At 33.1% G+C, this 14,914-nt stretch carries 13 protein-coding genes; 4 read left to right on the top strand and 9 right to left on the bottom strand.

The window, feature by feature from the left end; genetic code table 11:
- Window position 1: 1 nt before the first annotated feature.
- The 3 genes from ccoN to JM658_RS11180 all read right to left on the bottom strand — a co-directional run bounded on the left by ccoN (window position 2) and on the right by JM658_RS11180 (window position 4,835).
- Window positions 2-2,206, bottom strand: coding sequence for a cytochrome-c oxidase, cbb3-type subunit I (gene ccoN, locus JM658_RS11190; protein ID WP_236959354.1), 2,205 nt, complete (start codon window positions 2,204-2,206; stop codon window positions 2-4).
- Window positions 2,207-2,222: 16 nt separating this feature from the next.
- Window positions 2,223-2,390, bottom strand: coding sequence for a cbb3-type cytochrome oxidase assembly protein CcoS (ccoS, locus tag JM658_RS11185; protein WP_236959353.1), 168 nt, complete (start codon window positions 2,388-2,390; stop codon window positions 2,223-2,225).
- A gap of 72 nt (window positions 2,391-2,462) precedes the next feature.
- Window positions 2,463-4,835 carry a heavy metal translocating P-type ATPase gene (locus tag JM658_RS11180; RefSeq protein WP_236959352.1) on the bottom strand — a complete coding sequence of 791 codons (2,373 nt, stop codon included), beginning with the start codon at window positions 4,833-4,835 and terminating at the stop codon, window positions 2,463-2,465.
- A gap of 90 nt (window positions 4,836-4,925) precedes the next feature.
- Here JM658_RS11180 and JM658_RS11175 point away from each other — a divergent pair, with 90 nt between their 5' ends.
- Window positions 4,926-5,627, top strand: a complete 702-nt coding sequence (locus JM658_RS11175; RefSeq protein ID WP_236959351.1) for a Crp/Fnr family transcriptional regulator — start codon at window positions 4,926-4,928, stop codon at window positions 5,625-5,627.
- 2 nt (window positions 5,628-5,629) lie between these two features.
- Here the strand turns inward: JM658_RS11175 and JM658_RS11170 are convergent, their stop codons facing one another.
- Both JM658_RS11170 and JM658_RS11165 read right to left on the bottom strand, forming a co-directional pair.
- Complete coding sequence (locus JM658_RS11170) at window positions 5,630-6,097, bottom strand: ankyrin repeat domain-containing protein (protein ID WP_236959350.1); 468 nt, start codon at window positions 6,095-6,097, stop codon at window positions 5,630-5,632.
- 71 nt (window positions 6,098-6,168) lie between these two features.
- Entirely contained in the window at window positions 6,169-7,653 is a 1,485-nt protein-coding gene (locus JM658_RS11165; protein ID WP_236959349.1) for a catalase, read from the bottom strand.
- A gap of 460 nt (window positions 7,654-8,113) precedes the next feature.
- On the opposite strand from JM658_RS11165, the gene JM658_RS11160 reads away from it, so the two are divergent.
- Together JM658_RS11160 and rpsU are read left to right on the top strand one after the other, a co-directional pair.
- The gene (locus JM658_RS11160) at window positions 8,114-8,308 is read left to right on the top strand and encodes a cold-shock protein (protein ID WP_236959348.1); all 195 of its coding nucleotides are present in this window, start codon (window positions 8,114-8,116) and stop codon (window positions 8,306-8,308) included.
- Between the two features lie 71 nt (window positions 8,309-8,379).
- Window positions 8,380-8,574, top strand: coding sequence for a 30S ribosomal protein S21 (rpsU, locus tag JM658_RS11155; protein WP_236959347.1), 195 nt, complete (start codon window positions 8,380-8,382; stop codon window positions 8,572-8,574).
- Between the two features lie 44 nt (window positions 8,575-8,618).
- Here rpsU and JM658_RS11150 read toward each other — a convergent pair whose 3' ends face one another.
- Window positions 8,619-9,419 (bottom strand): DUF2797 domain-containing protein, encoded by an 801-nt coding sequence (locus JM658_RS11150; RefSeq protein WP_236959497.1) that lies wholly within the window; start codon window positions 9,417-9,419, stop codon window positions 8,619-8,621.
- A gap of 40 nt (window positions 9,420-9,459) precedes the next feature.
- Between JM658_RS11150 and JM658_RS11145 the strand changes: the two genes are divergently transcribed.
- Window positions 9,460-10,977: a GH3 auxin-responsive promoter family protein gene (locus tag JM658_RS11145; RefSeq protein WP_236959346.1), complete on the top strand. Its 1,518-nt coding sequence runs from the start codon at window positions 9,460-9,462 to the stop codon at window positions 10,975-10,977.
- Between the two features lie 43 nt (window positions 10,978-11,020).
- On the opposite strand, the gene JM658_RS11140 is transcribed toward JM658_RS11145, so the two are convergent.
- From JM658_RS11140 to JM658_RS11130, 3 genes are all read right to left on the bottom strand, one after another.
- Entirely contained in the window at window positions 11,021-12,376 is a 1,356-nt protein-coding gene (locus JM658_RS11140) for a serine hydrolase domain-containing protein (protein ID WP_236959345.1), read from the bottom strand.
- 79 nt (window positions 12,377-12,455) lie between these two features.
- Window positions 12,456-13,493 (bottom strand): dipeptide epimerase, encoded by a 1,038-nt coding sequence (locus tag JM658_RS11135; protein WP_236959344.1) that lies wholly within the window; start codon window positions 13,491-13,493, stop codon window positions 12,456-12,458.
- Window positions 13,494-14,909 (bottom strand): RagB/SusD family nutrient uptake outer membrane protein, encoded by a 1,416-nt coding sequence (locus JM658_RS11130; RefSeq protein ID WP_236959343.1) that lies wholly within the window; start codon window positions 14,907-14,909, stop codon window positions 13,494-13,496. It abuts the gene before it with no gap.
- Window positions 14,910-14,914: the final 5 nt, after the last annotated feature.

Here is a 14,914-nt window from a genome sequence, read left to right as displayed (position 1 = left end):
ATTAGTTATTTTTACTAGTTGATTCTTCTTGATCGAAATTTATCTTAATATCTGTTCCTAATCTTTGTAAGTAGGCGATTAAGGCTACAATTTCACGATCTTTCATCTCTACGAATTCTTCATTTCTAGCTGCTGCAGCTCGCTTATCTTCTTCGTATGTTGCTTTAAAATCAGGATCTTGATATAGATTTTCTTGTATAGCATTTGCTTGCTCATCCATATTTTGACGTGCATTTGCTATTTCTTCTTCTGTATATGGAACACCAAGCTTTACCATGACTTCCATTTTTGTTTCAATATCAGAACGATCGAGTTCGTCCATAATTAACCAACGATATGATGGCATAATACTTCCTGACGACGTACTCTGTGGATCGTACATATGGTTAAAGTGCCAGTTGTCGTTGTATTTACCTCCAATACGGTGTAAATCTGGACCTGTACGTTTACTTCCCCAAAGGAATGGATGGTCGTAAACATATTCTCCTGCTTTAGAATACTCTCCATAACGTTCCACTTCACTTCTAAAAGGGCGAATCATTTGAGAGTGGCAAGAAACACAACCTTCTCTGATATAAAGATCTCTACCTTCTAGCTCTAAAGGAGTATATGGCGTTACACTAGATATAGTTGGGATATTAGATTTTACTAATATGGTAGGTACAATTTGTACGATACCACCAATTAATATGGCGATGGTAGCCAAAATTGTTAATTGTACTGGTTTTCTTTCTAACCAACCGTGGAAAGTCTCTCCAGAAAGTCTCTTTTTAGATACTCTTGTTAATGGAGCAGCTTCCGCTAATTCATCAGTAACATCAACTCCAATTCTTATTGTTTTAACAGCATTGTAAACTCCAATAGCAGCTCCGATAAGATACATTGTACCTCCAATTGCTCTCATTGCATACATTGGGATAATTTGAGTTACAGTTTCTAAGAAGTTACCGTAAAGTAATGTTCCATCTGGATTGAATTGATTCCACATAGAAGCTTGTGTAAACCCAGCAACATACATTGGAAGTGCGTAAAGGATAATTCCTAATGTACCTATCCAAAAATGGAAGTTGGCTAGTTTTACAGAATATAATTTTGTTTTGAACATTTTTGGAACTAGATAATAAATCATCCCAAAAGTTAAGAATCCATTCCATGCTAAAGCACCAACGTGAACGTGTGCAATAATCCAATCTGTAAAGTGACCTACAGCATTTACACTCTTAAGAGAAAGTAGTGGCCCTTCGAACGTTGCCATACCATAACCAGTAATTGCAACTACAAAGAATTTTAAAACTGGGTCAACTCTAACTTTGTCCCAAGCTCCTCTTAATGTTAAGAGTCCGTTTATCATACCTCCCCAAGAAGGCATAAGAAGCATTACAGAAAATGCAACCCCTAAATTTTGTGCCCATTCTGGTAAAGCTGTGTATAATAAATGGTGAGGTCCTGCCCAGATATATATAAAAATTAGGGACCAGAAATGCACAATAGATAATCTATATGAATAGATAGGTCTGTTTGCAGCTTTCGGTACAAAATAATACATAAGCCCTAAGAAAGGAGTCGTAAGGAAGAATGCAACAGCATTGTGTCCATACCACCATTGTACTAATGCATCTTGAACTCCTGCATATACAGAATAACTTTTCATTGCACTAACAGGCAGTTCTATATTATTAAAAATATGTAAAACAGCAACAGTTACAAAAGTTCCTAAGTAAAACCATATTGCAACATATAAATGGCGTTGTCTTCTTTTAAGAATAGTACCAATCATATTTACACCAAAAGCAACCCAAATAACTGCAATAGCAATATCTATAGGCCATTCTAATTCGGCATACTCTTTAGATGTAGTATATCCTAGCGGTAGTGAAATAGCGGCAGCAACAATAATAAGTTGCCATCCCCAGAAATTTAAGTTACTTAAAAAGTCACTATACATTCTGGCTTTAAGTAACCTTTGTAGGGAGTAATATACTCCCGCAAAAATTGCATTCCCAACAAATGCAAAAATAACAGCATTTGTATGTAGAGGTCTTAACCTACCAAAACTTAACCACGAAATACCGTCGGTTAAATGTGGAAATACGAATAAAAAAGCAAGTAGTAAACCTACCAGCATCCCTACTAAGCCCCAGAACATAGTAGCATAAAGAAACTTCTTTACAATTTTGTTGTCGTAGTAAAATTGTTCCATCTCCATAGTTTGTGATTATTGTTTATTTATTTTTATTGGTTTGTTCTTTTATTTCATCTTCAAAAAGCATGCGTACAGATGGCGTGTAGCTATCATCATATTGTCCAGATCTTACGGCGCTAATAAAAGCAATGAAAAATATCAAGGCGATTAAAATACTTATCGATAATAGGATATATATTACACTCATAGCTTTTATATTCTATTGCAAAATTATAGTCATTCTTAAGCATAAAGAATGACATTTGTCATACTTACTAAATCAATTTAATTTTCTTGTGCAATAGTTAGTGCATAACGTTGTAAAAACAACTACACTAATAGAGCTTAAAGGCATCAAAATGGCTGCTACAACAGGCGATAAGTGTCCAGTAACAGCAAAGGATAAACCTATAATATTATATATAAAAGAAAGGATGAAGCTTGCCTTTATAATATTAATACCTTTTTTACATGAGCTTAAATACTTATTTATCTCAGTAATCTTTTTCGCGTCTAATATTGCGTCGCAGGCGGGGGAGAATATATTTACATTTTCAGAGATGGCAACTCCAACATTGCTTTGCTTTAAAGCTCCAGCATCATTTAGTCCGTCTCCAATCATTAATATTTTAGCACCTTCTTCTTGATGGTGTCTTATGTATATTAATTTATCTTGAGGTTGCTGATTAAATAGCAACTTTGTCTTAACAGGAAGTAATTTACATAAATTTTCTTTTTCGCTTGCATTATCTCCAGATAAAATTACTAGCGAATATTTTTTACTTAATTTATTGAATAATTTAGAGATGCCTTTTCTATATTGATTGTAAAAGACATATTTACCTTTGTATTGATTATTTGTACTTATATGGACACTTGTTTTTAAGGCGCTCTTGGTATTGCCTTGGGTAACGAAGTTAGCAGAGCCTATTTTTATATTTTGATTCTTAATACGTGCTTCTAGGCCTTTACCAGTAGTTTCTTTGAATTCATCTAATGGAATAATATTGTTTGATTTCAATAGCTCGTATAATTGTCTGCTCAACGGGTGATTCGAGCCCCTTAAAGTGCTTTTAAGTAATATTTCTTCATCATCATTTAATGCGTCTCCCTCATAGGTTATAGCGTGTTGATTACTGGCTGTAATAGTTCCTGTTTTGTCAAAAATAACAGTGTCTATTTTTGCTAGCTTTTCAATTACATGTCCGTCTTTTAAGTAAAACCCTTTTTTTCCGAATATTCGGAGTAAGTTACCTAAAGTAAAGGGAGCAGAAAGAGCTAATGCACATGGGCATGCAATTATAAGGATGGCTGTAAATACGTATGCAGCTTTGGATGCATCTTTCCAAATCCAATAAAAGAGCGAAAGGAAGGCTATCGTTAAAATAACAATAGTAAAGTATTTACTAATTTGATCTGTTATACTTTTAAAATTAGCATGGCCTTCTTTTTTAAAAGCATCATTACTCCAAAGTTGCGTTAAGTAACTCTGAGAAACTGTTTTTAAAGCTTCAATTTCTATGACATTCTTTTTTTGCTTTCCACCAGCAAAAATTTTATCACCAGATTCTTTTTTCACAACATCAGATTCTCCAGTAACAAAACTATAATCAATAGCAGCATCGCCTTTTATAAGGATGCTGTCTACAGGAATAATCTCTTCACTTCGGATGAGTATTCTATCTCCTTTTTTTACATCTTGAACAGGGATGTTTTCTTCATTATTATCGGACTTTATAATGGTAACGCCAATAGGGAAGTAGCTTTTGTAACTTCTTTCAAAAGAGAGGAAACTATATGTTTTTTGCTGAAAAAATTTCCCAATGAGTAAAAAGAATACTAATCCGGCGAGACTGTCGAAAAAACCTTGACCAACTCCAGTAATAATTTCATAGCAACTTCTTGTGAATAAAACTGCAATTCCTAATGCAATAGGAAGGTCAATATTTAGAATTTTAGATTTAATCCCTTTATAAGCAGATATAAAATAATCTGAAGAAGCATAAAAAACTACTGGAAGAGAAAAAGCAAACATGATCCATCGGAAAAATGGTTTGTATTGTTCAAGCCAAAACTCTCCAACTTCAAAATATTCTGGGAAAGATAAAAACATAATATTCCCGAAAGCAAAACCTGCAATTCCTAATTTATAAATGATGCTTCGATCTAGAGATTCTATCTCTGTATTTTTATTTTCTAAGTTTATTTTAGGTTCATAACCGATAGAAGCTAATAGTAATACTACCTTTTTTAGGTCATATTCACTGGTTTTGTAAGTAATTCTTATAGTTTTCTTAGGGAAATTTACTTGAGAATTTTTTATATTTGAATTTAATTTATGAAGATTTTCTAGCACCCAAATGCAAGAACTACAATGTATTGTAGGAATATAGAGACTTACAATTTGTAGGTCATCATCATTAAATTCTACTAAGCTTTTAACGATTTTTTCGTTTTCAAGGAAATCGTATTTACCTTGAATTTGAGTGGGAGTCGTTCCTGGGGTCTTTTCGAGGTCGTAATAAGAAGTTAGGTTGTTTTCAGAAAAAATAGCATAAACAGTCTTACAACCATTGCAACAAAATATTTTATCGTCGAAGACTAAAGAGTCTTGTTCGCAATCTAAACCACAATGAAAACATGAATCCCTCACTAAATAAAGTTTTTGCTGCGCAAATCTCTATAAATATATAAATAAAAAGTATGATATTTGTCATAACCAAATAATTTAATAAATTAAAGAATGGCACTACCGAAATTGAGTAAATGCGAGCAATGTATAGTGCGAAAATTTAGTTCTTTAAGAAGTTTAAACAAATCTGAATTAATAGGAATTTCTGATTGTAAGACTTCTGAAAGAGTTAAAAAAGGAGCTTATATTTTTAAAGAAGGAGATCATTTAAATGGAGTTTATTGTATTAAATCTGGAATATGTAAACTAACCAAGTTATCTTCAAATGGGAAAAGTCAGATTGTTAAGTTTATAAAAAGGGGAGATCTTTTAGGGCAACGTAGCATTGTAAGTGATGATGCGGTAAGTTTATCAGCAAAAGCTATTGAAGATATGGAAGTTTGTTTTATTCCTAAAGCAGAAATCCTGACTGTATTTAAAGAAAATTCAAGCTTCTCTGCCGATATTGTAAATGATATTTGTTACGATTTAAAACTTGCTAATAATCATATTGTGCAAATGGCTCAAAAACCTGTAAAGGCAAGATTTGCAAGTGCACTGCTAAGTTTAAATGATGAATTTGGTACTGGTGAAGAAGGATTTCTTAAAATCACTTTGTCACGAGAAGAATTTGCAAATATTGTAGGTACAGCAACAGAGTCCATGATTAGAATGATATCAGATTTCTCTAAGAAAGGACTAATTATTACTGATGGTAAAAAAATCAAAATAAACGATAAGGTTAAAATAGAACAGCTGTCAAATAATCTTTAGGATTAGTTTAATAATTCGACAATATTTTTAATCCCTTGCATTTTCGCATGATCTAAAGCTGTAAGTCCGCGCGCATCCTTCATTGTTTTATCAGCGCCATTTTTAAGTAAGAGCCTAACAATATCTTCTCTTCCAAAAGTAGCTGCAAATATTAGTGCTGTTGCATCGTTTCCGTTTGTTAGGTTTAAGCTAGCATTATTAGCAATAAGAAGCTCTGCAATAGTTATAAAACCCTTGAAGCAAACACCCATTAATGCTGTGTTTCCAGAAGCATCCTTAGCATCTATTTCAGGATTAAATTTCAAGATAATCCTTGCAATTTCATTATACCCATAATAAGTAGCCAGTAATAAAGGTGTAGATCCACGTTGATCTTTTTCCATTACTAGTGTTGGGTTTTCAGTAAGTATAGCTTCTACTGTTTCTTGTTCTTCCTTTCGGATGGCATTAAATAACTCTTCTGTTCTCATTTATTGATATCAAATAATTAAGGCGAAGTTTATAACTTATAAACTTCGCCTTCCAAAAATACAATTTTGATTTATAGTTCTTTTGGATTTTCGTTAGAATTAGGATCTTTTGTCTTTTTCATTTCATTAATAGCATTTTCAACCCCTTTTCCATAAGCTGGGTCAGCGGCATAAAAATGTTTTAATTGTCTTTTCACAATCCCTTCTGAAACCCCATCCATTGCTGTAGCAATATTTACAAATAGGCGGTTTTTCTGTTCATCATTAAATAAACGGAATAAATCTCCAGGTTGTTTAAAATCATCATGATCTTCATGTCCATATCTGTCAACATCACCAGAAATATTCATAGGAGGTTCTTTTACAGACGCATCTGCTACAGGACCATCAAAAGAGTTTGGCTCATAATAAGCATCTGGATTTTCGTTATTATTATCAAAGAAGCGCATCGCACCATCCTTATGATAATGGTTTACTTCAGATTTAGCTTGATTTACTGGAAGTGCTTCATAATGTGTTCCCAATCTATATCTATGGGCATCTGCATATGAGAATAGACGTGCTTGTAGCATTCTATCTGGAGAGAAACTTATTCCAGGAACAATATTAGAAGGAGAATATGCAGCATTTTCTACATACTGGAAATAATTGTTAGGGTTTCTGTTGAGCTCTAATTCTCCCACATCTATTAATGGATAATCACCATGTGGCCAAACTTTAGTAAGGTCAAAAGGATTATATGGTGTCTTTTCCGCATCTTTCTCTGGCATTATTTGAACTTTTAGCGACCATTTAGGGTAATTTCCATCTTCAATAGCTCCAAAAAGTTCCTCTTGATATGATTCTCTTGATTTTCCTATTACTTCAGTAGCTTCAGCGTTTGTATAGTGCTTATGTCCTTGTTTTGTTTTAAAATGAAATTTCACCCAAAATCTTTCACCATCATTATTCCAGAAGCTATAAGTGTGAGATCCATATCCATTCATGAATTGCGGAGCTACAGGAATACCTCTGTCGGACATTAATATAGTTACTTGGTGAAGACTTTCTGGGTGTAAAGACCAGAAGTCCCACATAGCTTCAGGTGATCGTAAATTGGTTTTAGGATGTCTTTTTTGAGTGTGTATAAAGTCTGGGAATTTATAACCGTCTCTTACAAAGAAAACGGGCGTATTATTACCTACAAGATCCCAGTTCCCCTCTTCGGTATAGAATTTTAAAGAAAAACCTCTTACATCTCTTTCTGCATCTGCAGCACCAAGCTCTCCAGCAACAGTAGAAAAACGAGCCATGATCTCAGTTTTTTTACCTACTTCAGAAAATATTTTAGCCCGAGTGTACTTAGAGATATCATTTGTTACAGTAAAAGTTCCGTGGGCACCCCAACCTTTAGCATGAACTACACGTTCTGGAATACGTTCTCTATTTTGGTGTGCTAATTTTTCTAATAACTGATAGTCTTGAATTAAAACAGGACCTCTCTTTCCAGCTGTTAAAGAATGCTCGTTAGATGGGACTGGGGATCCTGCAGAAGTAGTAAGCTTTTTCTTTGTCATAATATATGTTTTTAATTAATCTATTGCTAAGTGATTGTAAATCACATTATAAATTTACTAATTCTTAGCCTTTTTAGAGTTGTTTTTTATTGTTATATATTATTTAATGATAGTTTTTATTGATGCGTATGCCGTCAGCTACTGTTTTTAGTTATCAAAGCAAGCTTTTTGTGGGTGTTTAAATTTATAATTTGTTGAAATTCAGAGTTTATCTTGAAATAAACTTGAAATAAATAGATTAATCGGAAATAAAGGCGTTACTTTGCACCCAATAGCAATTAAGAATATTACAAATTTGGTATTTTTTATCCTTCCGAGAATTTATTATCCCACTTTTACTAGATAGACTTTTTGCCACAGGGGCATGATTCCTTGTTGAAGCGCTATAATCAGTTTTTAATTGATTTAGTGTAATCCAGTCATTTGTGTGCCGATTTATAAAAATTTAAAATATTATACAATGAAAGAAGGAACAGTAAAGTTCTTTAACAGAACCAAAGGGTTTGGATTTATCACAGAAGCTGATACCAATGAAGACATCTTTGTACACGAAAGCGGTTTAATTGATAACATCAATGAAAACGACAAAGTAAGATTTGAAACCGAAAGAGGTAGAAAAGGAATGAATGCAGTTAACGTAGAAATAGTTGACTAAGCATTTAACGAAATAAAACCATCCTCCCAAGGGTGGTTTTTTTTAATTATTAACTATTAAAATACATTACCATGCTTATAATTCCAATAAAAGAAGGTGAAAACATTGATAGAGCCTTAAAAAGATACAAGCAAAAATACAGAAAAACACAGCAGTTGAAAACTTTGCGTAGTAACCAACATTTTACTAAGCCTTCTCAACAAAGAAGAGAAGAAGTTGCAAAAGCTATGTATAAGCAAGAATATCAAAGAAAGTTAGAGGATTAATCTCTAACTTTTTTTTTGATATTTAATTGAATATAATTCTCCTCTTAAGAAGGCAATACATTTATAGAAACTACTAATCCTTCATTAGATCTTACGTTAAAAACTGTCTGATCTTCAAAAATTAAGTATTGTCCCTTAATTCCTTTTAACTTTCCTTTGTACTCAGGAGTTTTACTTAAATTTAAACTTTTAGGTTTTACAGGATATTCCTTTACAGGAAATTCTATATTAGTTTCCGTATTGTTTTCTATAAAATAGGGTAGCGTTTCTTCTGGGATATATTTTTTTAATTCATCACGGTATTTGGCAAGGTCTTCGTCTAAAATCTCATTTTTAAGCATTTTACGCCAGTTTGTTTTGTCAGAAACATGATCTTTTAAGGCTACCTCAGTTATTCCCGCTAAATATCTATTTGGAAGCTCAGCAATTTCTATTGCTTCATGTGCTCCTTGGTCGATCCATCTTGTTGGAACTTGACTTTTTCTAGTAACTCCAACTTTAACACTGCTTGAGTTAGCTAAATATACAATATGAGGCTGTAATTGAGATTCTTTCTCGTAAGCAAGATCTCTATCTTCTATGTCTAAGTGCGCTTTACTTAATTCTGGTTTTAAAATCCAGTCTGCTGCTTTAGGAGTTTCAAAAAAACAACTTTTACAAAAACCTTGTCTGTAAATAGATTTGTCTAGATGACAAGAAAGGCACTCGAATTTTACAAACTTAATTTCTATGTTTTTATCTAATAATTGATTAAAATTTATGAAGTTGTTTTCAAGAATTAGGTAATAATTTACAGGACTTGTAAATTCTGTTTGCATTTTAGTGAGTACGCCTTCGAACATGATAACTTTTTTTTCATATTTTTATCAAATATAATTTAAATATATGTCAATACCATTATTCAATTCAATTGCCTCTTGGATTTTGAAAAAGCGATTTCATCAGATTGAACTTTTTCTCAAATATCCTAGTGAAGTACAGACAGAAGTGCTTACTCATTTATTAGCAGTTGCTAAAGATACAGAAGTAGGTAGAAAATATATGTTTGGAGAAATTGGTTCATATGCAACCTTTGCCGATCGCGTTCCTGTAGTGCGTTATGAAGATATGGAGCCTTTGATTGAAAGAGTTAGATTAGGAGAAGACAATGTTTTTTGGCCTACTCATATAAAATGGTTTGCAAAGAGTAGCGGTACTACAAATGCAAAAAGTAAATTTATTCCTGTAAGTACAGAATCCTTAGAAGATTGCCATTTTAAGGCAGGAAAAGATATGCTTTCTTTGTACTTTAATAATAATGAAGGGTCAAAACTTTTTAATGGAAAAAGTCTACGTTTAGGAGGAAGTAAAGAGTTGTATCACGACCATAATACTTCTTTTGGAGATTTATCAGCAATAATAATAGATAATATGCCATTCTGGGCGGAAATGAGTAGTACGCCGAGTCATAAAGTTTCTCTAATGAGTGAATGGGAACATAAATTATCTGCTATTGTAGAGGAAACCATAAGAGAAGATGTAACGAGCCTTGCTGGCGTGCCTTCTTGGATGTTGGTATTGTTGAATGAAGTATTGGAAAAAACAGGAAAAACGCACCTCTTTGAAATCTGGGAGAATTTAGAAGTATATTTTCATGGCGGAGTAAGTTTTAAACCATATAGAGAGCAGTATGAACGAATATTGCCTAGAAAGAGCTTTAGGTATTATGAGATTTATAATGCCTCGGAAGGGTTTTTCGCTATTCAAGATCGAAACGATTCAAATGAATTGTTGCTAATGTTGGACTATGGAATATTCTATGAGTTTATTCCAATGGATGTTTATGATACACCAAATGAAAAGGTGATTCCGATTTGGGAAGTGGAACTAGATAAAAACTATGCAATTGTGATAACTACCAATGCTGGTCTTTGGCGTTACCTTATCGGAGATACCGTACGTTTTACTTCCATTAACCCATATCGTATCAAAGTAACAGGAAGAACGAAACACCATATTAATGTTTTTGGGGAGGAAATTATTATTGAGAATGCAGAACAAGCTCTTCAAAAAGCATGTCAGAAAACAGGTGCTGAAATAATCGATTATACAGCGGGTCCTATTTTTATGGAAGGAAAAGAAAAGGGAGCTCACGAATGGTTGATAGAGTTCCGGAAGCAGCCCGAAGATTTAGATGTATTTACCGATATTATGGATAATGCTCTTAAGGCATTGAATTCAGATTATGAGGCGAAACGTTATAATAACATCACATTAAATAAACCAACAGTCCATAGAGCTAGAAAAAACCTTTTTTATGATTGGTTGAAAAAATACAATAAGTTAGGAGGGCAACATAAAATACCTAGACTTTCTAGTAATAGACATTATTTGGAAGAATTGTTGGCAATGGATAAAGAGTAAAATTCATCAGAATTAATAAGATTAATTCTGATGAATTTTGTTTTTATATCAGTTTTAGAAGGACTGATATTATTTCACTTTTATTTTTTTCATTATTTTTTAAATAGAATTTTTTAAGGTTGGATAGGTCTTTTTGATCCCACTTCAATTCTTGATTTTTTTCGTACCAAGATTTTATATTGTCAGTCGATAGTTTGCAAATCTCTTTTTCCAATACATTTTCACCTAACAGAGGAGGAACAGTTAGTGCTGTGCCATTAGTAACGTATTTATCTATTTCTTTTCGAATAGGAACCATATAAGGACTATTCGTATTATTTAAAATTATAACTACATCTTTTTTATTAATAAAACGTTTGATGTATGATTTATTTCCAGCCCAACTCCCAGTATGATAAATTATTCTATTTTGAGCTGTTGTGTCTGGTATATGCCAGCCAAAGCCATAGTCTGAAGAATCTTTACTAGGTGGGTGAGGTGTGAAAGCTAAAGACTTACTTTTTTCATTTATAAGGGTATTAGTGTGTAGTATGCTGTCCCATTTCAATAAATCATCAATAGAAGTAGATAGCCTTCCAGAGCCAAATCGACCACTTAAAAACCTGTAATACTTTTTACCTTGTAATAATTCAGGTTTATCAAAAGAGCATGTCTTAGGATTTAACATATAACCAGGAGCATAATTATTAATATTCCAAATACTATCTCGTTCCAAGAACCCGCTGTTATTCATGTGTCCTGTTTTGAAAAGATGTTCATCTAAGAATACATCTAAGGTTTTGCCGCTTACTTTTTCTACTATACTAGCTAATAGCACAAAACCTGAATTAGAGTAATGATATTTTTCTCCAGGAGTACTTTCTAAGGGAGGTTTTTGTTCTGTAAAATAGTTCACAATATTTTGGTTGTAAGCTATAGCAGTGGTATCCCATTCTTTTTTAAAATATTCTTCATAGTCTTTTAAGCCGGAGGTATGTGTTAATAAATGAGATACTTTAATTTCCTTATATGGAAATTCATCTCCCAGATATTTATAGGCATATTCGTTAATATTTAATTCATTTTGTTGGGCTAATATTTGGATAGCAGCTGCGGTAAATTGTTTAGAAACCGAGGCTACCTCCATAGCTGTTGATGGTAGGAAAGGAGTATTTAATTTAAAGTTAGCGATGCCATATCCTTTCTTAAAAATAAGTTTACCATCTTTTTTCACGGCAACGGCTCCGTTAAACATCCCTTTGTCAGTAAGTTCAGTAAAAAAAGAGTCTAAAGCAATATCATTGGTAAAAGCGTTCTTGGATTCTACTGTTTTTTTTGTCTCCTTTTTACATGATGACACAAGAAATAGGAAACTATAAACGGAGAGAATTAAGAGTATGTTTTGAATGTTAAATTTCATTAGTAATTATTTAAACTTGTTTGTAGAAACGTCTCTTTCCTTTGTCCTCTTGAGACTTCTAATCATTTCATACATGGTATTAGTATGCTAGGATTCTGTCCCAATTTGGATTTATAAGTCCGATACCAGGTTTGTTATTTAGATGAATTACGCCTTCTTTAACTGTATGAGCTGTAAAAGGGTCATTTTTGATGCCAAGATTTCCGTCTAAATCTACCCAATCAGCTAGTGCGCCTAATTGTGCAGCAGCACCGATCGCACATGAAGTTTCCGACATGCATCCCAGCATTATTTTTAGATTCATCATTTTGGCAGTTTGAGCCATCTTATATGCTTCTCTTAAACCAGTGGATTTCATTAGCTTAATATTGATGCCATGATAAAAATTTGAAGCATTTATCACATCAGGTAAACGTTGAATTCCTTCATCTCCAATTATTGGAAGCGGGGAATGAGCAGCTAGCCATGTAAGGCTATCATAAGAATTTTTTGGTAATGGTTGCTCTATAAATACAGCACCATGTTCTTTTAACCAATGTACTTTGTCTAAAGCTTCTTCTTTGGACTTCCACCCTTGATTGGCATCAATAAATAGGGGTTTATCTGTAGTTTGACTAATGGTATGAATGATTTCTTTATCATTTTCTCCTCCTAATTTAACTTTTAGATATTTAAATTGACTAGCCTCCTTTACACGTTCTTTTATAATATCAGGAGTGTCAATCCCTATCGTTTTGCTGGTAGAAAGATTTTCTTTTCTTAATCCAAAATAAGAATGCAGTGGAATTTTAAGCAGTTGACCTATTAAATCGTGAAGAGCTATATCGATCGCTGCTTTTATAGCGACATTTTTAGGTACTACATTATCAATATATGTTAATATGTCTTCAGCATTAAAAGGGTCTTTAAAAGGAGACAGATCTATTTTATTTAAAAAACTTATTGCTGTTTGAAAGCTCTCTCCATATAATGGAGGCATAGAGGCTTCTCCATAGCCAATATAGTTAGCAAACGTTAATTGAATTAGGATTGCTGGGGTGCTAGTTCTAGCACCCCCTGCAATTCTAAAGACATGTTTTTTTTCTAAATTATATGTTTTGTATAATAATGAGAGCATTTAATATCCTGGGTTTTGAGGCTTTATATTTGGATTAGCATTAAGCTCGTCTAATGGTATTGGAAGAATGAACTTGTCGTTCGGATAGGATGCATCAATGATGTTCTCTCCTTGTATAATTTGTATATCTTTTTTATTTCTATTAAGATCGAACAATCTATTCCCTTCAAATGCTAGTTCTTTTCTTCTTTCCTCAATTACTTTATCAATTAGGGCTTGCCCTGTTTCTGTTACGTCTATTGCATTAGGGTTTGCACGTCTCATTATGGTTTCTAAGTCTGTTTGTGCTTTTTCATATTCATTGTTTTTGGCATATGCTTCTGCACGAATAAGATATTGCTCTGCAAGACGTAAAATTCTAATGTTGTCTGTATATTGTGTTCCTTTTGGAAATTTATATACAAAGAGGGCATCTTCTTCAGCTCCTTGTTTAGAGCCTTCTGTTATAGCGGTTTTCCTAACGTCGTTTTCGTCGTAACTGCTATACAAATTTGGTGTCACTAAAGCATCAGCATAACCACTTGGATCAAAATAATGACCTAAGCTGTTGGTGCCTTCGTTATCGGCAATGGTATTAATGATTTCAAAGATTGATTCACTGTTAAATTCACTTTCCCAAATATCATTATAATTTTCATTAGAAATTAATGAGTAACCACCTTCTGCAATAACTTCCGAACTATATTTTATAGCATTGCTGTAGTTTTCTTGATAGATAGCTACTCTTGCCGCTAAAGCTTTAGCAGCGTATTTAGTAAATCTTCCATCGTTATTTGTTGATGTCATATTTAAAATAGCTGTGCTTAGGTCATTATTTATCTGGGCATAAACTTCACTTACTGTATTTCTCTTTGGTGAGATATTTTCATCAGTTGAAATACTTACAATTGGAACTCCGAGGTGATCTGCATTGGCAGTAAAGTTATATGGTTGCGCAAATAAACGGCTTAAATCAAAATGTGCTAATGCTCTAATTGCATAGGCCTCACCAATTAATTGATCAATCTCTTTTTGTTGTTCTGGAGTTGTAGATTCTAATTTCTCACCTCCATTAATAGCTTTTGTAGCATTAGCTATTACTTCATAGATTGCATTCCAAGTATCTTCGACATAAGAATTTTCTTCATTTACTATAAAATTATCGAAGTCCAAGTATCTTCCTGTGTTTCTAGAGCTTAGATATAAATTGTCTGCCATTAACTCTGGAATTACATACATGCTTCTACCGTAATATGCATCGCTTTGAAGTTTGCTATACACACCATTAATTGCGGTTTGTAGTGTTTTAATATCTGTAACGGCATTTTCGGAAGGGACATTCTGTTCAGGATCGATGTCTAGAAAATCGCTACTACATGCCGTAAGTGCTATTATAGCACACAAGCAAATAATTATATTTTTTATATTGATTGTCATGTTTT

This window comes from Joostella atrarenae (genome assembly GCF_021764745.1).
Lineage (GTDB): Bacteria > Bacteroidota > Bacteroidia > Flavobacteriales > Flavobacteriaceae > Galbibacter > Galbibacter atrarenae.
The sequence above is the reverse complement of the archived record's forward strand: the minus strand, read 5'-3'. Positions and strand labels throughout refer to the sequence as shown.

Bases quoted from the DNA above. Each gene is read 5' to 3' on its own strand.
- ccoN (WP_236959354.1), bottom strand. From the start codon at position 2,206: ATGGAGATGGAACAATTTTACTACGACAACAAAATTGTAAAGAAGTTT.
- ccoS (WP_236959353.1), bottom strand. From the start codon at position 2,390: ATGAGTGTAATATATATCCTATTATCGATAAGTATTTTAATCGCCTTG.
- JM658_RS11175 (WP_236959351.1), top strand. From the start codon at position 4,926: ATGGCACTACCGAAATTGAGTAAATGCGAGCAATGTATAGTGCGAAAA.
- JM658_RS11170 (WP_236959350.1), bottom strand. From the start codon at position 6,097: ATGAGAACAGAAGAGTTATTTAATGCCATCCGAAAGGAAGAACAAGAA.
- JM658_RS11165 (WP_236959349.1), bottom strand. From the start codon at position 7,653: ATGACAAAGAAAAAGCTTACTACTTCTGCAGGATCCCCAGTCCCATCT.
- JM658_RS11160 (WP_236959348.1), top strand. From the start codon at position 8,114: ATGAAAGAAGGAACAGTAAAGTTCTTTAACAGAACCAAAGGGTTTGGA.
- rpsU (WP_236959347.1), top strand. From the start codon at position 8,380: ATGCTTATAATTCCAATAAAAGAAGGTGAAAACATTGATAGAGCCTTA.
- JM658_RS11145 (WP_236959346.1), top strand. From the start codon at position 9,460: ATGTCAATACCATTATTCAATTCAATTGCCTCTTGGATTTTGAAAAAG.
- JM658_RS11140 (WP_236959345.1), bottom strand. From the start codon at position 12,376: ATGAAATTTAACATTCAAAACATACTCTTAATTCTCTCCGTTTATAGT.
- JM658_RS11135 (WP_236959344.1), bottom strand. From the start codon at position 13,493: ATGCTCTCATTATTATACAAAACATATAATTTAGAAAAAAAACATGTC.
- JM658_RS11130 (WP_236959343.1), bottom strand. From the start codon at position 14,909: ATGACAATCAATATAAAAAATATAATTATTTGCTTGTGTGCTATAATA.